Origin of the sequence: Citrobacter sp. A316 (assembly GCF_002042945.1) — a bacterium.
GTDB lineage: Bacteria > Pseudomonadota > Gammaproteobacteria > Enterobacterales > Enterobacteriaceae > Citrobacter > Citrobacter portucalensis.
In genome coordinates this window covers 255,121-278,272 of sequence record NZ_MVFZ01000003.1, presented here as the reverse complement: position 1 = coordinate 278,272, position 23,152 = coordinate 255,121, and the positions used below count along the sequence as shown (strand labels likewise).

Genomic DNA, 23,152 nt, shown 5'->3' with positions numbered 1-23,152 from the left:
TATAATTGAACGTTCCGCAAAATCGCTTGGGTGCGTTTCTGACATAACCCGGAAAAAGTAACAAACCACCCGAATAAGTACGCCAGAAACGCGACATAAGAATCCACCTTATGTGTAATAACTCATACTCGAGCTTACACATTCACTGGTTAGTAGCGACTAAATCCTATAGTCGGCCTGCTGATATCGTAACTCACAATTGGACAAAAGAGTGATAGACCCTTTGCTCTAACTCGTCAGTTTCGGATTATAATTTTCATGGGTTAACGCCTAGCTCACCGGAAAAATGCGAGCGCAGCGAGTATTTTTCCGGTGGAGCTTGTTAGGTTTACTCCATCCAAGGTGAGATTAGTTCCTCTCCAATCAAGAGTTTCTCTAATGCCACTTGGAATGGCCTACGAAAAAGAAAACTGGAATTAATATATTGTTGTTCGATATCATTGGGGTCTTTAGGGGAGGTTTCTTTACCAGCTCTAATCTCCCATGAAAACCAGTTCCATGGGTAAAAATATATCTTTTGATAACCCAGTTCGCTGAGCTCAATAAATGGACACTCACCCTTGTAAGATGTTTTAGAAACAATAATAGAAGGGTTTTCTAATGTTTTCGCATCATATTTAATAGTTACTTCCACTTTTTCTTCTTTACTTAGTTTCAGCTTGGCAGATTGCTCTGAGACTGATTTCACAAATGTTTTTAGAAGAAAAAAATAACTGCTTTCCAGCCCCAGATCACGAATTGCAGATAATCTTGACTTATGATTTTTAACTGCTTCTAAGAAGTCTTCGTCATCAAAAAAATCTACACTGAAGCTTATACATTTTCCCATGGAAGACCCTTCATGTTGACTAATAACATCTGCATAGATGCTAAAGGCTTCTTCAGGATCGGAAGTTTTTAGGATGTTATTCATCCCATCAATAACCTCTTCAATATCAAACAGTGTAGATTGCAGGCGCTTCTTGTTTTTGAAGAACTCATCATGCAGGTCTGCATACCCATTATCTAATGGTAATAAAAAGTCATGCTCTATTTGCTCTGGGTCAAGTTTTATATAATTGGTTGCTCCTAGAAACATACGATTACGTTTAAAGTCTGATTGCTTAAGAGCATGATCGATTTTATTAAGTGCTAAACTCTTGTTTAATATTTCAAAGTTATTATTATCGAGTATCTTTTCCCCCCTAAGCTTTAGAATTGTCTTACCTTTAACTTCATTTTCTTCGAAATTATCTGAAACATCTTGTGAAGTCATCAAAAAGCTTTTTGCTTCATCTTCTTGACCGGAAAATACAAGCAAAAAGAATTCTCCATACGTTTCACCTGAGTTATTAATGACGTAGTCTTTATTGATGCTGATATAAGTATTACCATCTTGTATGTATTTGACTTGAACAACACCAAGTTTTGGCGGTTCTTTGTCCATAAAGTTTTGGGAGGTGATCTTTCTCTGGATCAAGTAATCTGCACCCTGAATGTCAACAGAGCGCTCTAAAACCCAAAATCGTTCTAGCAAAAATGCCTTTGCTCTGGCTTCACCAAGACCGCCATTTTCCATTGATTTCAACCAAGGCTGACTACTGCTCAATGTTTTCTCCTTGAAACCTAACGCCGCCTTAAGCGGTGAGTAATTTTTGGCTAAAATGTGAAGCGAAACCGAGCCAACTGTTACGAATCCGACTTTAAGGCCTTGTTAGCAATCTTGTCGCGATTACAAGCGTACAATGACTCCATAATAAAAATGGAAATATTTCTGATTATATTCTCAAGAGAATCATCAATGACTAAGTATCCAGTCTTCTTGACTTGTGTTTCATGATTTTCAAAAACATTGAGAATCATGTTAATCGACAGCAAACAATCATCATTACCGTTATAGTGTTGCGCTAGGCTCTCAATTCTACGATTTAGTGAGCGTTTGGCTTTGTCATCATAAAACCCATTTGTATGAGCTATTTGATTCCTTATTAGATTCAAAAGGCTCCACATAATTTCTAGGGATCTAATATCGAAAAATATCTTACTCCTACCATACAACTCTTTTTGAAATTCCTGAGCAATATCAGCCTTATATATGCTTTTTACTAAGCACACTTCGATTGTTTCCGAGCCTTTTATGAACTTATTGTGAGGATTTAACAAATCTATATAGATATTTTTTAAACTATCTTCGATTAAAAAGAAGTAGTTTAAAAAGGTTGATGAATTCAAACCTCTTAAAATCATTTCTCTATTAGAGAGTGAGTGTTTTTTTGCATCTTGAGTAAATAACTCTGATGCAAAAGTCCTGTTTTCATTCTCTTGAACTGATTCTCCTGGATCAATTTGGGCACCTAAACAAAAAAATCGATACGCTTTTCGCTTTTCTTCAGAACCAGCAGGAAGACCTTGAACCATCCCATCAATATCTCTATCCATGTCTGCTTTTGTCATGCCTTCATAAGTTTCAGGTAACAAACTACATTGAGACACGATTGCAGTAACTGTAATTAATGAGTACCTAGATAAAAATGAATCATAATAAGGGAAAATACCTTCTCTAGGCTTCAATACATCGATAAGACAACTTTGCAACAATGTCATAACTATTCGTTCCCACCTATGATTGCTAACAGTTTATGAGTGCGCATGCGTGTTTACCTCGTTAGGCCAGTGAAAGCGCGCAAAGTATACTATTTGTATGCAAATAACTTATCAGCTTTCGAAAAAATACACCATTCGGAAAAACGCGCATGCGCATTTTCCAAATAGACTGCCCCCACGACAGTAGACATTTCCTGTCCTCACTACGAGGCCTGCTCGAAGGCCTCCGGACTGACACCGGGTCCGCTTATAGAACACTTCAATGTAATCGCAGATATCGACCCGGGCCAGATCTCGGGTTTTGTATATTCTCTTCCTGATGCGTTCTTTTTTTAGTGAACTGAAGAACGATTCGGCCACCGCATTATCCCAGCAGTTGCCACGTCGGCTTATGCTCGGGGCCAGGTTATTGGCCCAGCAGAAGCGCTGCCAGTCGTCACTGCCATACTGGCTAGCCTGCAGCCACTTGTAGAGGCTGTGCGCAGAAACGCCCAGACGGTCGGATACTTCGGCAACGGAATAATCGCGTTCCGTTATCTGATGGGCGGCTTATCCCTAGAATTCAGAGGTAAATCGTAGTGTGCCCATATGCTCCTCCTATGCTCAAACTATAGGACAGGATCGTCTACCGGGGCGAGGTCAGTCCATAAATGACTCTATGGTGTCTGTTAAACCGTGGCGATTCAGTTAAGCCGATTAACTCCACCAACTTGAACGAACGTTGGACGATATTTCTGACGGCTTATATGGAAGTCGACACTGCCGCATAAAATGCGAACACCTGACTGCGTTCCTGGCAAGCGACAGCCTAATATTTCAAGCGTGACTTACTTCTGAAAGCAACTACGACCAACGTCATATCAAGCCACGTAGCAAGTACCCGTCTCTGGTGTTAAAAGCTGTCTAACTGACCAGCTCCCCGTTGATTTATACACCCCGATGTTAGTAATGTCTTCATAAGCCACATGAGGACATCCCCATGAAGAAGCGTTTTTCCGACGAACAGATCATCAGTATCCTCCGCGAAGCTGAAGCCGGGGTTTCTGCCTGTGAGCTCTGCCGCAAGCACGCCATTTTCGATGCCACTTTCTACACCTGGCGCAAGAAGTTTGGTGGCATGGAAGTTCCTGAGGTGAAGCGACTTAAGTCGCTTGAAGAGGAGAACGCACGACTCAAGAAGCTGCTTGCCGAAGCCATGTTGGATAAGGAGGCGCTTCAGGTGGCTCTTGGGCGAAAGTACTGACGACAGACCAGAATCGGGAAGCCGTGGTGTTGATGTGTGATACGACTGGTCTGTCGCAACGTCGTGCCTGTAGTCTGGCAGGTTTGTCCCTTCAACCTTTCATTATGAGGTCCATCGTCCGACTGCTGACGCAAAGTTATCTCCAATGAATCACCGGTTATGACGGCACGACGTACAGCGTCTATTTCCAGCCGCCTCTTAAAACTGTAGTGCAGGATTTTAACAAGCTCGCTAGGCGTGCCGTGGAGCTGATTATCCAGCATATGGGCGCGCTTCAGATGCGCATACACGAGCTGCTGCCGACGCGGTTGGTCATTCGTCAGTCCTCCTGGTCCTATGGCAAGTCAGAGTGTGATATGAATACTCAGTTAATCACGCAGCTAAATATGCTGGTAGAAAAACTATGAGGCGGGATATGCGGTCCTGAAATTGGCGAGTAAGAAAGAGTTAAATCGCGATATGTTGATTAGCTAATTGATCGTAAAATCTTTTTTCGATATGTATGCGTAATGCGTAATGCGTAATGCGTAATGCGTAATGCGTAAATAATCCTTTTTCTTACGTGGAAGGGGAATGTCTACAGTCTGCCAGTACGACCATGCGTTGTACCTTAGCCCAGGGAAGGTCATGAAAGTCTCTATTTCATTATTCGCATTTTTGTTTGCATCCGCAATTTTTCTTACGGGATGTGGACCAACAATATCCGGTAAGCCAGCCGCCCGTATTTCAGGTGATTTACCCCTAGTACAACAGCCTATTTGTTCCGTCGACGGGTCGGGGAAGCGCACGGCGTTTTTTATGACGATCTCTGGCGGTGGTTCTCGTTCGGCAATCTTCGGTGCGCGAGTCTTATCGGAACTTGAACATGTTGACGGCGATGGTCTGGCTCATCATATCAATGTGATCTCTTCTGTTTCTGGTGGTTCGCTGGCGGCGGCGCTTTATGGAATCTCTGAAGATGCGGGGCAGGGTGAGGCGTGGCGTCCGGTTTGGAGTGATGATCTGATACGCGAACGACTTGACGCTAACCTGAGGTTGAGCGCCGCTGCAAAGTTAGCCAACCCGACATTTCTTGGCAGCTATATTTTTGGTTACCAAACCCGGACGGATGCTCTGTTCGACGTTCTGGATTCAGATGTTTTCAGTGTGCCAGGAGAACGCCGTACGCTCACGTTGGGCGATATGAATCCCACGCGACCCCAAATCATCATTAACTCAACAATTGCCACCCGGGATGATTCTGACGCATTTCGCCCCCGTCCATTCGGTAGCCTTTTTACTTTTGCGGAGACGAATCTTGGTTCTATCGGTGTTGATTATCGAAGCATACCCATTTCCCGGGCTGTCGCCGCCTCTGCAGCCTTCCCAGGCATGATGTCGCCGGTCGTATTAAATCGTTTTCAACGAGGCACTGATGAGACGGAAGCCGGCATACCAAAGTATGTTCATCTGATTGACGGTGGCGCTTCGGATAACTTGGGGTTGCTGGCGGTGAAAAGAGCGCTCATCGAAGATTCTCACCGGATACTAACACAATGCGATCAGGTGATTGTGTTAACAGTGGATGCCTTTGGTATTCAGGGTAACCATAAGGATGATACCCCGTATATGAGCTCACCGCTGGGGTTGGTTATTGATACCAATACGTTACTCACTGCTTTTGATTCACTTCTGGCTGTAAGCAGGACCCGGGCACTGGCGGAGTTCAAATCGCGAATTTTTGTACCGCCCGCCGATAGCGAGCAGTGCCGCAAAGATGGGCTACCTGACAGCATTTGTGCAGGTGGAGTGCGCGCGAACTGGGATGAGATAAATACACTGCTTAAGCAGAAACTATTTTTCGTCCATCTTTCATTTGAAAGTGAGGAAATAGCCGGGCCACCGCCGCCCATCTATTTCTGTGAATCAATTGATAAAAATGGCCAGTCTTCAGGATGTGACTACCCACCTATTGATTGGACAAAACATCACAATGAAGTAAAGGCGCTTCAAAGGCGGTTGAAACTGATTCCAACTACCTTTGGGCTGCCACAAGATGATGTCGCAGATATTACCGCTTTTACGAAACTTCTTTTTTGGCCAGAGAATAGGTGTTTAATGCATATGCGTGACATGCTTGTTAGAGGTGTTCAGCACACGAATGTCTTTTACAAGGATGCGAGTAACTCATGTGATGAAACGACATCAGTCACTAAAACACAAATGTTGCGTCTAAGGGAATATAATGACGTAATCGGTGACAGGATCCTTGACAGTAGTAATCAAAAATGGAAGGCATCACGCCTCGAAGAACCTCTGACATTGGAACAGCGAGAATCGTTATGGAATGAAACGTTGTTTTATTATGGCTGGAACGGTCGTGTGTACATGCAGTAAATGCTGAGTTCTCTTATACCGTCTGCCTGTGCCACTGTCGCTGCAAAATGGTGTCTATGCTGCAGGTCTGTGAGCCGGAGGTCGTAAACCCTAAATGTCGGGGCGATGACATTGCAACTCTGACGGAGTCGTAAAGGAGGGAGGGGGGCTGCATCGGCGAGCTTTAGGCATAAAGTTTTATTCCAAAAAGCGTTAGAAATTCTGTGTCATTCCCGTAATATACGTCAAAAAAGGAATGACACAGACACATGCCTCATTCCTTCGATTTCGACAAAGCGCTTACGGCTTTCTAAGCGGTCAGACATTAACAGGAAAGAACGCTATTAAACAATCAGTTAACTGAATGACCGCTGAACTGGACTCTCATCTGGATGCAGATGTTGAAGCAATGCATCATTTCTCAAATATATAGCGTCGAAGCACTGCAAAACCTTCAGTCAGAAGGAACCTTGATGTTAGCTAAGTTGATTATAATCCAGATACGTTTATATAAAACTGGCCTTTACCCTCATCAGTTTTCTGAATCCGGTAGGTGATTGGTAGAGAATTTTGAAGATCAGGTTTTGTGAACGTTAAATCAGCGGCACACTGATAAACATCAAGCCCTGATTCATGACTAATTGTTCTGACATTTTCTACTGAAATCTGCACATCCTTATCCAGTGTCATGCCCTTCTCGATTGTCTTTCTTGCAATATCCACGACCAGATTTTTAGCATCATTACTATTGCATTTTGGCGTTTTCTCACCACAGCCAGCCAGCAAACCAGCAGCTATTAATACCAGAAGCATTGTTCTTTTCATCTAAGATTCCTTCGTTAATTAAGGCACTTTTTACTTCTTATTAAATAGACCATCCATTGCGCCTGCCGCAGAAGCCCCGCAGTATCCTTCGCAAGCACTAGTCATCACGCTGGCCTTACCGTTTTTCAGTTCACTAATTACTGCAACACACTGGCTGGTATTGTCATTCCAGATCCAGCGACGCTTCTGGCGTTCTCCGGCAGCTATTTGTTGTGCCGTACCATCCATATTGCATATGCCCGAGCCATCCCCCGTTGAGGCATTAATGCTGAATTCAGCCTTACCTTCTCCCGGATTCAGGGTTAGAATCGCTCCAGGTTTCACGTACTGCGCTGCTGCGACAGGTAGCGTTATGGCTGCCATCAATAAAGCCAACAGTTTTCTGTTCATTAATTAATTCCCTGTTAAGTGATACGGATGTTTTTGACTATTTTCCCCAGTGCCAGCGGTCTGCATTTTTCCACAAAGAAATAAACGACGTTGAATGCGGACTTGCGATGATTCCCTCGACCAAGAGAGGGCCAGTTGCGGAAAGATTCGATCTGTTCTTCTGAGTAGGGCGTGTCAGAGAAGTCAAACAGCACAAGCAAGGCTTTGCCATCGTGCTTCATCAATTTCTTTACTTCAGTACTGTTGACGGTCGCGGAGACATTGGAACGTGCCGCAGTTGGTTGACGTACTGCAAACTCAACGGCTACATCATCAATGACAAAATCAATGTAACCGTGCCCGGATACAGTTCCTGGCAGCTTGCTTTTCACTTCCGGTGAGACATTATCTGCAAACCAACCCAGCAAATAGCAACGTACCAGAGGCAGTAATTCCCGCTCGTTACATTCGTTCAGACGCAGTGTTTTGACGAACTCCCTGCGATAAAGAGAACTAAAAAAATACTCAAAGCATTCCGTTATTTCAATGATGGTGGTTGCCATGGTTGCATCCTTTACCTGTTATTAGGTCCATTTTTAAGGGCATACCTTTCCGGCCATAATGTTTCCGGTGTCGTATCCAGAGCCACGGCAATAATGCGCTCAGCTCTGGGGTAATGACGCTCTAAGGCGTTATTTAATGTACGTGGCGCAAGGCCGTGACTGCGTGACAGTGACGCCAGCGTTAACCCTCGCTTGTGAAGTGCTGCCACAATATCGGCACGATGCCAGTTCCCTGAACTTCCTTTGCTCTGCTTTTTCTGCGATGCTGTTGAGTTACGCACAGTATTAACTCCATGGAATCAGTACATGGATATTAAATGCGAATAAAAGATACCTTTCAAGTTCTTTTGGTATCCATTTATTGGTTTTCATATTAACGCATTGATATCTGGTGAAATTTATATGAGCAGTAAGAGAACAGTTTCGGCTATACCTACTCATCCTGAAGCTTCTATTGAAGAGGCTAAAGACTGGCTGACAGCAGAGGAATTCACTCATATTGAGGGGATGCCGGGCACTGCGCGTGGCGCCAGGATGCGCCTGGAAAAGCTGGCATCTCTGCACCCGGAAATACGTCGCAAAAGGACTGCCGGGAAAGGCGTTGTTTACCATATTAGCGCAGCCACAATGTCGCTTGATGATGAGAGAAACAGGGCTAAGGGCGAAGCGTTTACTCTCAACGACAGTGATCGCCAGCTAAGCCTCTGGGTGCAGCTGTATCGCAATATGTCGCCAGCTTCGCGCGCGCAACTGATGGAGCAGGCCCTCAGGCTGGTAAAGGACGATCTGATGTCTCAGGGGCCCAATGTTTCTGAACTGGCGGTACAAATCATGAAGCTGCCCGAAGATGAGCGTAAGCGCCTCTTTGAAAAGCTGAACGGGAAGGTGTGATAGCGTCAGTTTTCCGCCATGTCAGACAGAAGGAACCACCCCGAACCCTGGCCTGTCTGACATGGCGGAATGTAAAGTATGCCATTACTTATTAATGAATAAAAATCTGTTTTCAGTTATTTCCGTACTGAATTGCGAACTGGTTTCCTATTGTTATTATTTGCAATGAAAGTATATTTTTGGTATAATTTCATTGCTGGGTAGTGTTATTAATTGCAGCCAGCCATTTAAATCATCATATTCTTTAAACGTTCATTCTTGTTAATCCTTCACTGGAGGGTTGACTGTATTTAAAGAACACCATTATGACTATATCTGACAGGGGATATTGTGTATTCATTATTACAATGGCAGGAATTAGTTAATAAACTCTTCATTAAGTATTATGGCATAGACATTAACGACACTGCCTTTTGTGAGGCAAGTTATATGAAAAGATACTGGACTGATTGTGTGCGTCCTTATCAGGCAGTCAATGAATGGGCATATAAGTATGATCTGCACAGACTTGATTCAGTTGACACTCCATTGAGTGAAGTTAATGAACTATCCGTCAACCAATACATGGAATTAAAATGAATAAAATACATCAGGAAGGGCTGACTATGCCCGTCAGTCAGGAATTAATTAACGTCATATTTAAAGAGATGGTAAATCCCCCACCGCATAAAGCTAGAATAGTCGCTGTCAGTCTTTTATTTAAAGACCTGAGTTATAGCGCTGAAAAGGGCGGTTACCATCCTATCGAAATACGACTTATTTCACGCAATGATGAATGGTATTTTGATTACATCACCGACTTAGGTTATATGGGGACGGTATACCCCGAACTGGAAAAGGAAATTGATATTAGCTGGAGTCAGCAATATGTCTTCCTTGCCCATGTTGGTGATCTGCCTGTTAACGCCGGTAGGGAGTTATTTGAACTCTGGCAATCCAACTTTATTCAGTATCACGCCATGAACGTCTACACCATTACCGTCCTGTGGGAAAGCTAATCCCTCTTTACTAATCATCACTACTGACATGGAGAATTATCTGTGACTGATAACAGAGGGATACGTGCGTCTCAACAGGGCGAACTGGACTGTCTTTGCGGTGCTTATTGCATGGTTAATATGCTGAGCTGGCTGTATGACGGCAGGGTGAAACGACGCCCGTTAATGAACCGGCTTATTCAGGCTTTTCAACAGCGTTGGCCCTTGCATGAATGGCTGACTGAAGGGATTGAAGAAGACCGTTTAGACTGGCTGATAGCTCAGGTATTGCAGAAAGGGTATTACAGCCGCCAGTTCCCAGTTCAAATTACCAGACCCTTTGCAGGGAAGCGAGGGTTATCGGACGGGCGACTTTTCAGGGAAATGCAGCGGTTTCTTGACGTCACTGACCACTCCCGCCTGATTATGCTCAGCGACCAGTTTCACTGGTCCCTTCTGGTCAAAATAGATGAAGAAACGCTCTGCTTCTTTGACAGCAACGGGCGAACCACCATGCCCCGCAAAACATTCTCCCTGCGTACTGGCGTAACCCGCCGCCAGCTGTTTCCTGACGCCATTTACTTCATTGAACGGGAGTTCTGAAATGACCCTATTTACCCAACGTGAAACCCGTATCCTTGACCAGGCGCGTGACATTATCAGCCGGTATTACCAGCGTGGGGTTCAGCTCTGTTCCCCTGATGACGTTCGACGGTGCGTAATGGTTGAGCTGGCACCGCTTGAACATGAAGAGTTTGGCATCATCCTGCTCGATAATCAGAATCAGCTGCTGCACAAGGAAATCATGTTCAGGGGTACGTTAAACTCGGTCAGCGTTCACCCCCGTGAAGTTATTAAGCGTGTGCTGAAACATAACGCCGCCGCAGTCATCCTTGTCCACAACCACCCCAGCGGCGAGCCTGAACCCAGCCGTTGTGACATCCAGTTGACCAAAAAGCTTCAGGAGCTGCTGGAAATGCTGGATGTGCGGTTACTTGATCACTTTATCGTGGCAGGAACTGAAACGGTGTCGATGGCTGAGCGAGGACTAGTGTGATGCTGAAAGTTACCTGGTTTAATGTACGTTATTGCGGGTTACGCGCATGAGCCAGGCTGCGTTGCTTCAGGTCGTGCCGGTGGTACAAACCACCGTGTTCGATGCGTATATTAGCGGTCTTGCACCATCGGGACGGCGGGGCATCACCAGCCTGTTAAACCGCAGTGCTGGCATACTTAAATGCGGTACGGATGTAACTAGTTATCCGTGGGAACAACTTAACTACGCCGCTGTCGCTAAAGTACGTGCGGCACTGCTGGATGACGGTTACGCCGTGTCATCGGTCAACATGGCGTTGTCAGCGCTCCGGGGCGTGGCGCTGACGGCCTTTAACCTCAACTGCATGGATGCCGAAACGCTGGCCCGTATCCGGTCAGTTAAGCGCGTGAGTGGCGATATCCAGCGCAAGGGAAGGGCGCTGGACAAGCAGGAAATCAGAGCACTGATTCAGGCAGCAAAACAACATCCGCAACAGGCACGGCGCTGTCGTGATGCCGCTATTGTGCTGACACTTTGCGGAACGGGCCTGCGGGCCGGGGAACTGGTCAAACTTGAGCGCCGGGACTATGACAACGGCATCCTGACTGTGAAACAGGGGAAGGGGCGTAAATACCGTGAAATTCATGTGGCGGATGCAGTGGATAAGGCCATCCGCGCATGGGTTAAAGTCAGCGCAAACGAAGCTGAAAACGTACTGTTCAGCCGAATTCAGCGCAACGGTAAGGTTGCCAGTCAGCCTCTGACAACAACCGGGCTAACGGGTATCCTGGCTGAGTTACAGCAAACGTCAGGCATAGCGCGTTTTACCCCCCATGATATGCGGCGCACCTTCATCACCCGTTTACTGGAGCAGGGCGTGGATATCAACACCGTACGCCAATTGGCAGGCCACAGCGACATATCCACGACGACGCGCTATGACTATCGTGGTGAGACTATGAAAGTGAACGCCAGCAGACGTCTCAAATGCTGGTGACGGTATCATTTACCTGTGTTGTGAAAGTATGTCGCTAGGAGCAATTTCACCCCTTTTGTTTACTTTCGATTTTCATCAAAAGCTTTAGTACTTTCTCCGGGTTTAGCATCTTTTCTACGTCCTTCTCTGACCATGCTTTAGGGTCCATTTTTGGGTCTGTCAGGACATCTGCAATAGCTCCAGGCTTATCAAATCCTTTGTCGATCATGGACTCCTTGATAGTTTCATTATCCTTGCCCCTCATTTTCAAAAGATGAACATGCTTGAAAGCTTTAATCAACTTCTTGGCTGGATCAGTTTGAGGTTTGAATACATAAGCAATGTAATGAGCATCAATCAGTCTGGCAAGTACATCGCTAAAACGCCGGCCTGTTCCTGATTTCCTTGTGAGCATGTCCTCGTGACCATAGAACACACATAACTCACGCAACCTCGCCTTCACCTGTTTATTCATATTGATCGAGAAAGCACTTCCAATCTCCTCTTCAAGGTTTTCCCTACTGGCAAAAACCCGAATCACGGCATCGCTTGTTTTCTGATTTTTCATTAAGCCCCCAATGTTGTATTCAACCATCACATGAAAAAGCAACAGTTGCTTTATTGAGGATTAAGCCTGAACTAATTCACTAAAGCAACTGTTGCAAATTTGATTTTTCGATTATGCAACAGTTGCTTTTGGCATTTTTGACCAAAATAGGGGTGGAAATGATGGTTGTAAAAGCCTGTTCGCATCAGCCGATGCGTAACTTAAACAGGTGCGTTATGACCACAATTCGTATCATCAAAGTCCCGGAAGTTCTTGAACGTTGTGCCATGAGCAGGGCTTCACTCTACAGAATGCTCCAGCGTAATGAATTCCCCCGGCAGGTCCGCATAGGTATCCGTTCGGTAGGTTTCTACGAACATGAAGTTAACCAGTGGCTGGCTGACCGCCAGCGTGTTCAGTAAGTGCATGAACGTCTAACAGCACGTTATTCACGCACGTATAACCATGAACAGAGAACATATCAGTCAATGCTGACGCTGGTTTAACTAAACAATCGATTCATCACAGTTACTACTGATTTCTGATGGGTTGCTGATGCTCTCTGTTCCTTAATCGGGTTAGTCCTGATACGGAACACCAATGAAAAAGAATAAGTTGCTTAACAAGAAGAATGTTGAATTTAGTCCATTAGATAAGATTTGTGACAGCCTTGAGGGGCATGAGATGAAGCTGCGCATCGACTGGCTTTCAATCGTATCCCGCTTCCACAGTGAGGAGGAGAAATCTGAGTTTGTTCAGAAGTTGCAGTCTTTACCGGAACGGGAGTGGAAAAACTATGTTGTGCAGAAGAAATCTCCCCGGAACGCAACGGGGACATGTCACCCTTACAAGTATGGTTTGTGCATTTCACGTAATGAACCTGATGCACCAATGCTGGCATATCTCATGTGGGGGCCAAAAGCACCAGGAACTGGCGGGTTCAGTATCCAGTTTCATCCCCAACACATGACGGGTAAACGGATGGATCTACTGCTTAAGTGGTTGAGTGACCGTCTCGGTGAAACTTTTGCTCACCTGCTGGCGCGGGCATGGGTCACCCGGCTTGATATCGCTCTGGATATCTATGGGTGCAAGTTGAATGACTATCTTTGGGGCCTAAAAAAGTCATCGATTTATAAAGACTACGATAATGATAAAGGGTTGCCGGGGTTATCCCTTGGGGCGTTTGACTCGAAACTATCAGTGTTAATCTATGGCAAGATCGATGCCACGCTATTTAAGAGGATCACATTCCCTGAGCAAGCAGGATATGTGAATGAAAAAGGGAGGCGTAAACGGGAGTATTTCCTTGAAATTGACAAGGAAGAACATCCGAAGTTTCTACGTGTTGAAATGCGTATACAACCTGAGTCTACTGGTCCTGGTAGGCGAGGATTCAGGCAGAAAGCGCTGATGCTGTCGGACCTCTCAAAGCTCGAACATCCCTTTGAGCGTCTGTTGGTGTATAAGCGCAAGCTGAAGGAGGAACTAATAAACGCTGTCTTTACCAATGACCGGCCCAAAACTAATGGTATCAAAGCATGGGTAGATGTCTTGAGGCGTGGTGATTCAGGGGGGCGTCTGGCCCGTAAATTCGCCAAACTCCTGAGCCTTAATGAGGTAGAGCTGTTCGACAAGAATGACGTCTGGTCTTTTTGGCCTATCTGTATGGCTAAGCTGGGGCAGGTTATTGGTACATTAAAGCCAGAGTTTGCGACCGGGGAAGAGATGGCTGTCAGCCAGTTTGTTGAGGATACTCGCAAGCGGAAGCGCAAAACACGGCATCAAAAACGTCAGGAACAGGAGCATTCAAAACCTTAGTTCCAGCATTAATCAAGATTGATGGCGGTCTTTTGGCCGCCATATCTTTGGCTTTTATACTCGGTGAGGAGGTTCTTCATGTCACTTGTGTCGCTGAATTCTTCCCTCAATACCGCCCAACGTTGCTGAGTTTTTGCGTGGTAGACCGGCTAACTACCGCAGCTGTTTAGTGTCAGATCTGCACCTCGTACAATGCCAGGGGAAAACCGCCGATGGTTTTTCCTGACTCTGACAGTTGCAAGGATCGGCGGTTTTGAGCAAATTCGAGGTTTCAAAAGATCAAAATCAAGAAAACAACATGTGTCTACAACCGCTATTGAATATTACCGGGGGGAAGTTGTGCCGCTTAATAACCGGTAACGTTTTACGTATCCGCTAATCCCATTCTGGCTGAGCTGATATTTAATCGCTATTTACGTCTACAAGGTATATAGCTATGTCTATTATGCTCTATATACACTCTATCTCTATATTACCATATATATGTCATTACATACTATAGCCATTATCCAGTATCAGCTATCATGAGGCTCCAGCCTCCAGTATTATGATCATTATCCCAGCATCTGAACCTTGTTGGGTTCACATATGATTTGAGTAATTCAGTTGTAAATAAATGGGGTCAGGGCATGGTGCTTTGATCTCAATATACAGGTGAATTATGAAACCATACATTACACATAACAATATTCTTGTGACAGGTTCAACACTGGAGTATTTCAAAGAAGTTGTTATCAGTATTCCTTATAATGGTGTGCCAAGTCTGCGGCGTCCCTTTTATCGTAATATAGCAGTATTCCTTCAGCATGTTATTTGTGTCGCTACCTGTAGTCGTAAGAACAAAAAGAAAGCAAAGATTAAGGCGAATAAAAAATGGTCTTATTCTGTGCCAGTACCATTTGAGCTGGGTAGAGAGAAACTTCCCGGAGTATTTAAGAAAAGTGGGCCGACGCATGAACGTGCAATCGAGGCACTGGCAAGCGCGGGAATTATCAAACTAACCGGGTATTCAAATACTAATCATTTATGCCGGGAATATGCTGTTTCTCAACGTGTTCTGCGTAAGTTGTTTGGCAACGACCGCGAGGCATACCTTAGTCGTAAGGATCGCTACCATTATCTGACGGATATTTTCACCAAGCGTAAAAGTTACTCATTTGATGCTCTGATTGGGGTTGCGATCGACCGTGGGCAGCATGCTAAACATAAGCAGTCTAAACGCGATATCCCTAACGCTGCCTTCAGGGAGTTGGTAGTGGGGGTCTGGAATAATCTTGAGCCGCTTGAAATCAATCTGGATGCACTGCTTGCTTATCATCGCAAACATCCCACGAAGAAGAACAAAATATTCATTTTCAACTTCTTGTCGCGACTGGCTGAAACAGGCGTGGAGCTGGTGAAGGAATCGCCGTTGATAGTGTCCTACAGGCAATCTTATAAAACTGCGTACATTGGCGGAAGATCCTTTGAGGTTGGCACTGGCTTCCAGACTCTACCGTCTAAAATGAAGTGGGCGTGTCTGGCACGTGGTGTGAACTATGACATCAAGGGATGCCAGCTTGAGATACTGCGCCATGAGCTGTTGAGTATTGGTATTTCGGCAAAGTCGCTGGAGGTGCTGGAAACGGGCTATATCTGCCGGGTATTGCGTATTGCTGAAGAACTGGTGAAGCAATTCAGGTTTTCCAGCGTATTCAACGCCGGGTTCGTTACACTATCGCTAAAATCCAGTACCAGACGCTTATTGAACCGTGAGTTAGGTAAGGTAGAAGCAAAGCGAGTACTGAAACGCTGGAAGCACTTTCTGAAACCCCTGAGGCGAGATCTGGCTTTACTACTGGATCATTACGAAGGCATAGCAAAAACCAATCATTACGGCAAATGCGTTACCAACGCGGTAGGGCAGCCATTCAACATTACCTACAAAGATGTGGCTACGCGTAAACGCAGGAAGTCAGATGTGATGCGCCGAAAGCTGCTTTCGCACATGTTACAGGGACTGGAAAGCCGGGCTGTTTACGATTACGTTGCCAGTCATAAGGGCGTTTGCGCACTGGAGCACGATGGGTTTGTTTCATATAAAGAGGTCACTGACTGGTCCCATCCATATCTGTTGATTGAGAAAAAGCATTAAGGGGAGCCACTCAGTCAATTACAGCTTATCCCGGTTGATAAACAAGACGGGACATTTAGCACTTTCATGATATGCATAGCCGGCAGGTGATCTTAGCCTGCTTTCAGCGATGAACCACAAAATATTCCCCTTTTGTTACTTTGATATGATTGCTCAAAATGGGTGGTAACACTGAGATCGTTGAAATGACTGCATGTTACATTGTTACTTTTGTTACCGTTGAAAACATCAAGTTGGAGAGCTAAATGGATTGGCCAAAGGAGTACAGCAAGACGACTCAAGCGGTAAGAGATGCGGCGTATAAACACTACTATGTTGAAGCAATCACCCGGTCGGTTCTACTACCGGGACAGGAGAAAACCGCTTATCACGATGGACTACTAACGACGGATTATTACCTTTTCCTGTTTACCAGCAGGGAGAATCCGAAGCTTACAGGATATTTTACCTGTGGCTTGTACGCAGCAAAGGGGTGGTTCGAGTTGAACGGACAGCGACCTGAGGAAATTCCATCGTACAATCCCCTTACGGGCGAGTTCTCCGGTGGTAGTAAAAAGAGTGGCTGCGGGATTACTAAACCGCTGAAAGCTGAATCAGATCCAAGAATGAAACGTCTTATCAGGGTACTCCAGACGTTCATTTCTCTGACGGACGATGAGAAAAGGAAAATTAAAGGCGAATCAACCACATTGACTGTCCTACAGAAGCTCATAAAAGCGTCAAAAGATGCCCCCAGCACGTCAAACATCAGATCAGTAAATACCACTCTGTACAAAGCGCTCAAGGATGGTCGTCATGGTGGTGCTCGTACATTCACTCAACTAGTTGATCATTACGAGATTCTTCTTGGTGTGACTTTCAAGAAGATACCTATTGATGATTTCAATCAGGAGATCGACGATACCCGCAACAAGTCAGCGACATATCCGTATATCCCTTTGGCATCATTCTGAAATGAAGTGCTACAGTCTTGTCTGCTATCGGCCCATTGATCAAGCGTAGTGGGCGGAAGCTCTGCTAGAAGCGAGGGGCAGGGCACCGCTGTTGGTACGAAGCGGCCTCAGTCACTGAGCAGAAGGTCCGCTGTGAGCGAAGAGCGGATCTTTCAGACACTGGTGCGTCAGATAGCGGGAAACTGTTCAAAAATGAATACAAGGGACATTATTGCTGCGATAATATCCACTTGCTTCTATGGCGTTCTAAGAGCTGTTTTACGCGGAGGAATAACTTCCAATTGGCAGAAACTTGATATAGTTCTACAAATGAGTGTTATGGATAATTGCTCCGCAATAAAAACGTGAAGCCTTAAAGCAAGGGAGTAAAGTACTAATGCTGCAGATTTTAGGTGGTAGCCACTGATATTTCATGATTTAAGTGGGGAAAGGCATGGAGTTGACAAAGGAATCTGCATATCAAGCGATTGCAGAGTTTTTTACTGAAAAGCCGTTTGTTTTATTTGGCACAGGAACGTCATGTGCACTTGATCTAAATTTTGGGATGCCAGCACTAGAGCGTCACCTTCGAGACGAGCTGAACAGTGGCATGACAGATGCTCAGACACAACAATGGCAGCAAGTTGTATCTGCACTCGATGTGGGTAGCCATGATTTTGAATCCTCTATGGACTTCATCAAGGACGAGCCTCTGACTACTCGAATAGTTGAACTAACTGCCAACTTTGTTGCGTATCACGATAACGTTCACGCCCATCAAATTATTTCAGGATTACGTGATTGGCCCGCTGGTTCATTACTGAAAAAGCTCGTAGAGACACTGCCCCAGGCCGATAAACAACTTCACGTCGCAACGCCCAATTACGATTTATTAGCTGAGTACGCCTTTATTCGACACAAGATTCCATATATTACGGGGTTTTACGGGGGCTTTCTTCAACGTTATGATTGGAATGAAGCGAAAAAGTCAGTTCAATCTATTCATAAAGGTTTAGGCAAGCCGAGGCAACCACCAAGAATCGTTGAATGCAAACATGTTCGATTACACAAACCGCATGGCTCGTTAAATACGTTTGAATGGGAATCTCACCTTATAGAGTGTAATAGCTGGATTCTCAACAAACCTGAAGGCGTTGTGCGGGCTATGATCACTCCTGGCACAGCAAAATATCAGCGATTGCACAAAGACAGGGCCCAGTTGGCTGAATACGATAACGCTGTCGGAAACCATACCTGTTTTCTTTTTTTAGGGTTTGGCTTTAACGATTCCCAACTTGTAAATAACGCATTTAGGAAAAAACTTGAACAAGATCAGTGTCGTGCGCTAGTGATTACTCGGGATTCAAATCCAAGAATCGAGGAGTGGATAGATAAATGCCCAAATATGTGGCTTATCTGCAAACAGACAAATTCAGATAAAAGCAGAATCTACAATTCAAAATTTGAAAACTGGTTGCATATAGACGACAAGGAATTATGGCGTTTTGACGCTTTCACTAACGAGTTCTTAGGGGGATAACATGGCTCTTTTTACTTTTAATGATGATAGCTACATACTTGGCAATATTCGTGAAGTTGACACCAGAAAAGTAACCATTTTGGTAAATAGTGATAAGGATCTGCGTAAGGCCAGAGTTGGGCAGCTTGTAACAGTGCAGCTCAGCGGAGCAACAGAATGTTGGCTCATTGGCATGATTGATAAAGTAATCAAAGCAGTAGTCACTCAATCTCTTACCCTAGAAGTGCAAGAAGATGATGCTGACGAGATAGACGCTTTTGAAGATAGCGTAGTCAACACAGTCAAGATTACGTTAATGGGCGGGGCCCGATGGGATGCAATTGCTCAAAAGTATAAGTTTTCAAGATCTCTAGATCACGTTCCTGAAATCGACTCAACCTGTTACATACTTAAAGACGCCCACCTAGAAGAATTCATGCGCGTGATTTCTGAATGTGGCAATGGAGAGGACTCGCTTGAATTGGGTTCTTATAAGCTCAATGAAAATGCACGCGCTTATGTTGATGGCAATAAGTTATTTCAGCGACATGCTGCTCTACTTGGTAGCACAGGTTCAGGTAAATCGTGGACTGTTGCTTCGATTCTTGAAAGAAGCTCGCGACTACCATCTTCAAACCTAGTGGTATTCGATTTACACGGTGAATATAAAGAACTTTCCTATGCGAAACAATTGAGAATACCAGGGCCAGATGAGGTTAACGTAGATGATGATTCACTACTCTTCCTACCCTATTGGTTGCTCAATTCAGAAGAGATTCAGTCATTATTCGTTGATCGAAGTGAATTCAGTGCGCATAACCAAGTTGTGGTTGTTCAAGATGCAATTACCGAGCAAAAGAAATATTTCCTGCAAGCGAATGGTAGAACTGATCTGTTGCAGTCTTTTACACTCGACAGTCCAATTCCATATTCTCTAAATAATGTCATTGAAAAACTAAAATATTTAAATGAAGAAAAGGTCGATGGCTCAAGAGGTCCTAAAAACGGTCCTTTCAACGGCGAATTCTCCAGGCTGCTAGTTCGCATGGCAAGCCGCTTAAACGACCGACGCTATGGTTTCCTCTTTAATAGTCCTGATAAATACAACCAATACGATTCGTTGAGCATGATTGCTGAAAAACTGATGGAATTTGGTGAGCAAAAGCAAAGCATAAAAGTAATCGACTTTTCAGAGGTTCCGGCAGATATACTGCCAGTAATCATTGGGTTGGTTGCCCGTATCATCTATCAGGTTCAATTCTGGACTGATCCAAAGAGTCGCAGACCAGTTGCCTTTGTCTGTGATGAGGCGCATCTATACCTACCAAGAAAAGAAGGTAACCCAGTTGAACGCAGAGCGGTTGAAGCATTTGAAAAAATCGCTAAAGAAGGACGTAAATATGGCGTTGCGTTGATGATTGTAAGCCAGAGACCTTCAGATGTAAGTGCCACCATTCTCAGCCAGTGTAACAACATCATTTCTCTGCGTTTAACGAATGCGGATGACCAAGCGACAGTGCGTAAATTACTACCCGAAAGCTTGGAGAGCCTCTTAGAGGCACTCCCTATCATGGATGTTGGAGAAGCTATGGTTGTGGGTGATTCAGTGCTCCTGCCAAGCAGAATTAAAATTGATCCTCCAACTGAAAAGCCGTTAAGTGCAACAATAGATTTTTGGTCTCGTTGGCAGGAAAACGTTACCAATACAGACTTTGCATTGGCAGTAGAAAACATGCGTCGACAAAATAGAACAAAGTTATAACCCGAAACTGCCCCTCGGGCGAGGGGCTTTAGCAGGCTAGGTTTGTTCAAGTCTATCTTCGGATGGTGTTGTATCCCTCAGTGTGTTTTGAAAAATAACAAACTATGGCAAGCCCTCCCATGATTAAGGATAGCGTTGCATCGACCCATTGAACTCACAGTGAAAATCGAATATAACGTTGAAGAAGTATATTAATATTTAATGAGCTATGATGACTAAACGTCTTTCTCAGAAGCCAAAAGGCAAGGTATTTTAATCAAATAAAACCTTACAAAGTTGGTAGATTATATAGTCAATTGCGAAGTAATATTTAATTACTTAAGCAATGGTTGTAGTATCTATACTTGCTTTTAAAATGGACTGATTTATGGATAAGAAACTATTTCGGCGTATGTTTGAAATGCAGATCAAGAAAGAGTTCGGCGAAAATGCTTCATTCGCTACTTATGAATACGTGCATCTTCGAAAGTACAGGAGGCATCGTGTAGGTGGAAGGGTTTTAGGAGGGGGACCTGAAGGAAAAACTCAGTTGTACGCAATCGTTCACCAACTTCTTACAGATGAAGAGCGGATTAAAGTTTTCCCTGGTACATTCGACCTTGGGAATTGCAGAGAGATCCGAACCGAACTTTGTAAATACGCAGTGCTAGAAAAGGAGATATATAATGAGAGTTGCACTGATGCTCATGATATTTTAAGAACTATCAAGAAACGTACTGGTGAATTGCTGGGAAAGGAATTTTGTGTTTTTTTTGAAGAAAATAAATCTAAGTCACTTAAGGTTCTGAAGACTCTTTACAGATTCCAGAGAGAATATAAGACCCTATTTACGTTACTTACGCCCCCACAAAAGAGTCATAAGCCTTCATATGAAATTCGAGATGCATATGGTATAGAAGCTGCGTGTGAGGAAGTAGAGATTATATCAGATTTAAAATCACATCTTAGTTTTGAGATACCGAGTGAACGTTTACAATCGATAACTTCTACATACGGGCAATTACGTAGCGTTCTGGATGGAATTGAAGATATGCTTATTCAGCAAGCAGTATCTATGTGTGATAATAGCCAAATTAAATTTTTGGCGATTGTTGATTACATGTCCACTTGTGCAGAAAATATCTTGAAATTTGAAGGGCGAGAAACTGTTCAATTACCATTGGATGAGAGCTTTTTTATATATTTAATGCAGCTCGAGTTTTACCATCATGTGGAGGCTAACGTTCAAGTTTTCGACGCAGTTACTACCACACCACTACCATTTGTCGAGTCATGGAGAGACATTGGTAATTTAATGCATGATATTGGCTTTGAAAACGAGTCTGAGCAATATTTACACCGTAGTATTGAAAAGCTTAAAAACGACTTCACCTCTTATGCAGGAATATTCATTCCTTTCTATTGCAACCTTTTTAATCGAGAGATAGTCACCAACACATACTTTGAATCCATTCCGCTTTTTGAAAAACTCCTTAAAGTTTTCAGCCATGCCAATGTTCAGAAAGAAATAAAGTTTACAATAGCCATTTCTGCTATGGCACTTGTTCTGGCAGAACTTCACAAGAGCACTCCATACAGACCTTACTGGTATGGACAACATAATATTTCTGGTGGGCTAGTAGAGTTCTTAAACAATGTATCCTTCAACCATATTAACCTAAATTCTCCTGAAGGCTCCGCGCGATATTGGACTGGACGTTTAGAATACTTCTCCTATGCGATAATTGGTCAGGCTCGCACCTACGAGGCTAGTTTGAAATTTAATCGATGCATAAATAATAGCATCATGCGCATCTTAGATACACAAGATACCGCCCTTTTAGACGAAAAACTTTCGCTTTTTGTGTCCACCAATGGAGGAACGGTGTTATGAAAAGTGATAGAACCCGCCTGAATTGTGTCAGACGGGTTCTAGGTCAAAGATGATGACGAGCAAAATAGTCTAGCAACGCTAGTCCTGTACGGAGTACTAAAGAAATCTCAACTATCATACGCCAAGCAAACCTACAAGATTCTTTCATTTTATTTCCCATTCCAACGATTTTCTTCCTGAGCAACCGACGCCGTCATGTACAGAGTCACAGCAATTTCAGAATGGTGTACAAAATACATATCAGTGCGACGTAGGAAGTATTTGCGGGGCTTCCCATCCCCATGAGTAGGCAAACATTTGTAGGGCGATTTTTGACACTCAAATCTCGATTTCAAAAGGTAAATCGTAGTTGTTTATTTCAAATGCCCTGCATCATTTACCGAACAGTCCATATGAGATGGCATCTGTCTGAGGAGGATTTTGTAGGTTTATGTTTGTGCAATCTAGGGGATTAAAATAAATCTATTAAAATCAATCGTATAAATCAATGCCAAGGCGTTAGCAGTCATGGTTTTTGTTCATGGTGAAAAGTCGATATATTTTTTAAAAAATAAGAACTTAATTTGGTACCAAGACCCGTGGGCTTAAATGATTTCTCTTTGAACCAAGAAGTTAATACTTGTGAAGAAGGTTCTGCTTTCAAGAAAAAATCGTTACTTCCGCTTTTGTCACGGAGCGGACGAGCTAACGGAGCTAAAGGTTAGTTGTGAGCGGAGAGCGGAAGTTCGAAAATGCTCTGCAACTGA

22 protein-coding genes and 4 pseudogenes are annotated in these 23,152 nt (G+C 44.1%); 17 read left to right on the top strand and 9 right to left on the bottom strand.

Features of this window, described 5'->3' with window-relative positions; all coding sequences use genetic code 11:
- Positions 1 to 328 precede the first annotated feature (328 nt).
- From BZK41_RS05420 to BZK41_RS27725, 4 genes and pseudogenes are all read right to left on the bottom strand, one after another.
- Complete coding sequence (locus BZK41_RS05420; RefSeq protein WP_192897715.1) at positions 329 to 1,588, bottom strand: hypothetical protein; 1,260 nt, start codon at positions 1,586 to 1,588, stop codon at positions 329 to 331.
- Positions 1,589 to 1,668: 80 nt separating this feature from the next.
- On the bottom strand, positions 1,669 to 2,583 hold the full coding sequence (locus tag BZK41_RS05415) for a hypothetical protein (RefSeq protein WP_123915254.1): 915 nt from the start codon (positions 2,581 to 2,583) through the stop codon (positions 1,669 to 1,671).
- Positions 2,584 to 2,786: 203 nt separating this feature from the next.
- Positions 2,787 to 3,036: pseudogene (locus BZK41_RS27485) on the bottom strand (IS3 family transposase); the annotation flags it as partial.
- Positions 3,037 to 3,072: 36 nt separating this feature from the next.
- Positions 3,073 to 3,120, bottom strand: a pseudogene (locus BZK41_RS27725) (hypothetical protein); the annotation flags it as partial.
- Between the two features lie 442 nt (positions 3,121 to 3,562).
- Here BZK41_RS27725 and BZK41_RS05405 point away from each other — a divergent pair.
- The 3 genes and pseudogenes from BZK41_RS05405 to BZK41_RS05395 form a co-directional block, all read left to right on the top strand.
- Positions 3,563 to 3,968: pseudogene (locus tag BZK41_RS05405) on the top strand (transposase); the annotation flags it as partial.
- 7 nt (positions 3,969 to 3,975) lie between these two features.
- Positions 3,976 to 4,158, top strand: a pseudogene (locus tag BZK41_RS05400) (substrate-binding domain-containing protein); the annotation flags it as partial.
- Between the two features lie 295 nt (positions 4,159 to 4,453).
- Complete coding sequence (locus tag BZK41_RS05395) at positions 4,454 to 6,202, top strand: patatin-like phospholipase family protein (protein WP_079937442.1); 1,749 nt, start codon at positions 4,454 to 4,456, stop codon at positions 6,200 to 6,202.
- 468 nt (positions 6,203 to 6,670) lie between these two features.
- On the opposite strand, the gene BZK41_RS05390 is transcribed toward BZK41_RS05395, so the two are convergent.
- The 4 genes from BZK41_RS05390 to BZK41_RS05375 are packed head-to-tail and all read right to left on the bottom strand — an operon-like array spanning position 6,671 to position 8,147.
- Positions 6,671 to 7,006 (bottom strand): hypothetical protein, encoded by a 336-nt coding sequence (locus tag BZK41_RS05390; RefSeq protein WP_079937441.1) that lies wholly within the window; start codon positions 7,004 to 7,006, stop codon positions 6,671 to 6,673.
- Positions 7,007 to 7,036: 30 nt separating this feature from the next.
- Complete coding sequence (locus BZK41_RS05385; RefSeq protein ID WP_079937440.1) at positions 7,037 to 7,396, bottom strand: acyl-CoA dehydrogenase; 360 nt, start codon at positions 7,394 to 7,396, stop codon at positions 7,037 to 7,039.
- Positions 7,397 to 7,410: 14 nt separating this feature from the next.
- Positions 7,411 to 7,938, bottom strand: a complete 528-nt coding sequence (locus BZK41_RS05380; RefSeq protein WP_079937439.1) for a hypothetical protein — start codon at positions 7,936 to 7,938, stop codon at positions 7,411 to 7,413.
- 11 nt (positions 7,939 to 7,949) lie between these two features.
- On the bottom strand, positions 7,950 to 8,147 hold the full coding sequence (locus tag BZK41_RS05375; RefSeq protein WP_240034390.1) for a helix-turn-helix domain-containing protein: 198 nt from the start codon (positions 8,145 to 8,147) through the stop codon (positions 7,950 to 7,952).
- Between BZK41_RS05375 and BZK41_RS27480 the strand changes: the two genes are divergently transcribed.
- The 7 genes from BZK41_RS27480 (at position 8,075) to BZK41_RS05345 (ending at position 11,839) form a co-directional block, all read left to right on the top strand.
- On the top strand, positions 8,075 to 8,227 hold the full coding sequence (locus BZK41_RS27480) for a hypothetical protein (protein WP_006324787.1): 153 nt from the start codon (positions 8,075 to 8,077) through the stop codon (positions 8,225 to 8,227). The two genes, BZK41_RS05375 and BZK41_RS27480, sit on opposite strands and share 73 nt — an antisense overlap.
- A gap of 113 nt (positions 8,228 to 8,340) precedes the next feature.
- Entirely contained in the window at positions 8,341 to 8,829 is a 489-nt protein-coding gene (locus BZK41_RS05370; protein WP_172313089.1) for a hypothetical protein, read from the top strand.
- Between the two features lie 330 nt (positions 8,830 to 9,159).
- Positions 9,160 to 9,408 (top strand): TA system toxin CbtA family protein, encoded by a 249-nt coding sequence (locus BZK41_RS27720; RefSeq protein ID WP_079937437.1) that lies wholly within the window; start codon positions 9,160 to 9,162, stop codon positions 9,406 to 9,408.
- Positions 9,409 to 9,434: 26 nt separating this feature from the next.
- Positions 9,435 to 9,827: a DUF2787 family protein gene (locus BZK41_RS05360; RefSeq protein WP_079937528.1), complete on the top strand. Its 393-nt coding sequence runs from the start codon at positions 9,435 to 9,437 to the stop codon at positions 9,825 to 9,827.
- Positions 9,828 to 9,947: 120 nt separating this feature from the next.
- Positions 9,948 to 10,409, top strand: a complete 462-nt coding sequence (locus tag BZK41_RS05355) for a hypothetical protein (protein WP_079937527.1) — start codon at positions 9,948 to 9,950, stop codon at positions 10,407 to 10,409.
- 1 nt (position 10,410) lies between these two features.
- Positions 10,411 to 10,863 carry a DNA repair protein RadC gene (radC, locus tag BZK41_RS05350; RefSeq protein WP_079937436.1) on the top strand — a complete coding sequence of 151 codons (453 nt, stop codon included), beginning with the start codon at positions 10,411 to 10,413 and terminating at the stop codon, positions 10,861 to 10,863.
- 46 nt (positions 10,864 to 10,909) lie between these two features.
- A complete protein-coding gene (locus BZK41_RS05345; protein ID WP_079937435.1) occupies positions 10,910 to 11,839 on the top strand; it encodes a site-specific integrase in 930 nt (309 codons plus the stop codon).
- Positions 11,840 to 11,885: 46 nt separating this feature from the next.
- Here the strand turns inward: BZK41_RS05345 and BZK41_RS05340 are convergent, their stop codons facing one another.
- Entirely contained in the window at positions 11,886 to 12,386 is a 501-nt protein-coding gene (locus BZK41_RS05340) for a hypothetical protein (protein WP_139762572.1), read from the bottom strand.
- 215 nt (positions 12,387 to 12,601) lie between these two features.
- On the opposite strand from BZK41_RS05340, the gene BZK41_RS05335 reads away from it, so the two are divergent.
- The 7 genes from BZK41_RS05335 to BZK41_RS05305 all read left to right on the top strand — a co-directional run bounded on the left by BZK41_RS05335 (position 12,602) and on the right by BZK41_RS05305 (position 22,406).
- The gene (locus BZK41_RS05335) at positions 12,602 to 12,787 is read left to right on the top strand and encodes an AlpA family transcriptional regulator (RefSeq protein ID WP_032160635.1); all 186 of its coding nucleotides are present in this window, start codon (positions 12,602 to 12,604) and stop codon (positions 12,785 to 12,787) included.
- Between the two features lie 178 nt (positions 12,788 to 12,965).
- A complete protein-coding gene (locus BZK41_RS05330; RefSeq protein ID WP_079937433.1) occupies positions 12,966 to 14,186 on the top strand; it encodes a hypothetical protein in 1,221 nt (406 codons plus the stop codon).
- Between the two features lie 661 nt (positions 14,187 to 14,847).
- Positions 14,848 to 16,320 (top strand): hypothetical protein, encoded by a 1,473-nt coding sequence (locus BZK41_RS05325; RefSeq protein WP_079937432.1) that lies wholly within the window; start codon positions 14,848 to 14,850, stop codon positions 16,318 to 16,320.
- Positions 16,321 to 16,565: 245 nt separating this feature from the next.
- Positions 16,566 to 17,273: a hypothetical protein gene (locus BZK41_RS05320; RefSeq protein WP_079937431.1), complete on the top strand. Its 708-nt coding sequence runs from the start codon at positions 16,566 to 16,568 to the stop codon at positions 17,271 to 17,273.
- Positions 17,274 to 17,706: 433 nt separating this feature from the next.
- Complete coding sequence (locus tag BZK41_RS05315; protein ID WP_079937430.1) at positions 17,707 to 18,792, top strand: SIR2 family protein; 1,086 nt, start codon at positions 17,707 to 17,709, stop codon at positions 18,790 to 18,792.
- Between the two features lies 1 nt (position 18,793).
- Positions 18,794 to 20,533, top strand: a complete 1,740-nt coding sequence (locus tag BZK41_RS05310) for an ATP-binding protein (RefSeq protein WP_079937429.1) — start codon at positions 18,794 to 18,796, stop codon at positions 20,531 to 20,533.
- A 367-nt stretch (positions 20,534 to 20,900) separates the two neighbouring features.
- Positions 20,901 to 22,406 (top strand): hypothetical protein, encoded by a 1,506-nt coding sequence (locus tag BZK41_RS05305; RefSeq protein WP_079937428.1) that lies wholly within the window; start codon positions 20,901 to 20,903, stop codon positions 22,404 to 22,406.
- The last annotated feature ends 746 nt before the right edge of the window (positions 22,407 to 23,152 follow it).

Excerpts from the sequence above, each read along its gene's own strand:
- BZK41_RS05340 (WP_139762572.1), bottom strand. The coding sequence starts at position 12,386 with ATGAAAAATCAGAAAACAAGCGATGCCGTGATTCGGGTTTTTGCCAGT.
- BZK41_RS05380 (WP_079937439.1), bottom strand. The coding sequence starts at position 7,938 with ATGGCAACCACCATCATTGAAATAACGGAATGCTTTGAGTATTTTTTT.
- BZK41_RS05390 (WP_079937441.1), bottom strand. The coding sequence starts at position 7,006 with ATGAAAAGAACAATGCTTCTGGTATTAATAGCTGCTGGTTTGCTGGCT.
- BZK41_RS05345 (WP_079937435.1), top strand. The coding sequence starts at position 10,910 with ATGAGCCAGGCTGCGTTGCTTCAGGTCGTGCCGGTGGTACAAACCACC.
- BZK41_RS05355 (WP_079937527.1), top strand. The coding sequence starts at position 9,948 with ATGCTGAGCTGGCTGTATGACGGCAGGGTGAAACGACGCCCGTTAATG.
- BZK41_RS05385 (WP_079937440.1), bottom strand. The coding sequence starts at position 7,396 with ATGAACAGAAAACTGTTGGCTTTATTGATGGCAGCCATAACGCTACCT.
- radC (WP_079937436.1), top strand. The coding sequence starts at position 10,411 with ATGACCCTATTTACCCAACGTGAAACCCGTATCCTTGACCAGGCGCGT.
- BZK41_RS05370 (WP_172313089.1), top strand. The coding sequence starts at position 8,341 with ATGAGCAGTAAGAGAACAGTTTCGGCTATACCTACTCATCCTGAAGCT.
- BZK41_RS05415 (WP_123915254.1), bottom strand. The coding sequence starts at position 2,583 with ATGACATTGTTGCAAAGTTGTCTTATCGATGTATTGAAGCCTAGAGAA.
- BZK41_RS05325 (WP_079937432.1), top strand. The coding sequence starts at position 14,848 with ATGAAACCATACATTACACATAACAATATTCTTGTGACAGGTTCAACA.
- BZK41_RS05320 (WP_079937431.1), top strand. The coding sequence starts at position 16,566 with ATGGATTGGCCAAAGGAGTACAGCAAGACGACTCAAGCGGTAAGAGAT.
- BZK41_RS05315 (WP_079937430.1), top strand. The coding sequence starts at position 17,707 with ATGGAGTTGACAAAGGAATCTGCATATCAAGCGATTGCAGAGTTTTTT.
- BZK41_RS05305 (WP_079937428.1), top strand. The coding sequence starts at position 20,901 with ATGGATAAGAAACTATTTCGGCGTATGTTTGAAATGCAGATCAAGAAA.
- BZK41_RS27480 (WP_006324787.1), top strand. The coding sequence starts at position 8,075 with ATGTACGTGGCGCAAGGCCGTGACTGCGTGACAGTGACGCCAGCGTTA.
- BZK41_RS05310 (WP_079937429.1), top strand. The coding sequence starts at position 18,794 with ATGGCTCTTTTTACTTTTAATGATGATAGCTACATACTTGGCAATATT.
- BZK41_RS05395 (WP_079937442.1), top strand. The coding sequence starts at position 4,454 with ATGAAAGTCTCTATTTCATTATTCGCATTTTTGTTTGCATCCGCAATT.
- BZK41_RS05360 (WP_079937528.1), top strand. The coding sequence starts at position 9,435 with ATGCCCGTCAGTCAGGAATTAATTAACGTCATATTTAAAGAGATGGTA.
- BZK41_RS05330 (WP_079937433.1), top strand. The coding sequence starts at position 12,966 with ATGAAAAAGAATAAGTTGCTTAACAAGAAGAATGTTGAATTTAGTCCA.
- BZK41_RS05335 (WP_032160635.1), top strand. The coding sequence starts at position 12,602 with ATGACCACAATTCGTATCATCAAAGTCCCGGAAGTTCTTGAACGTTGT.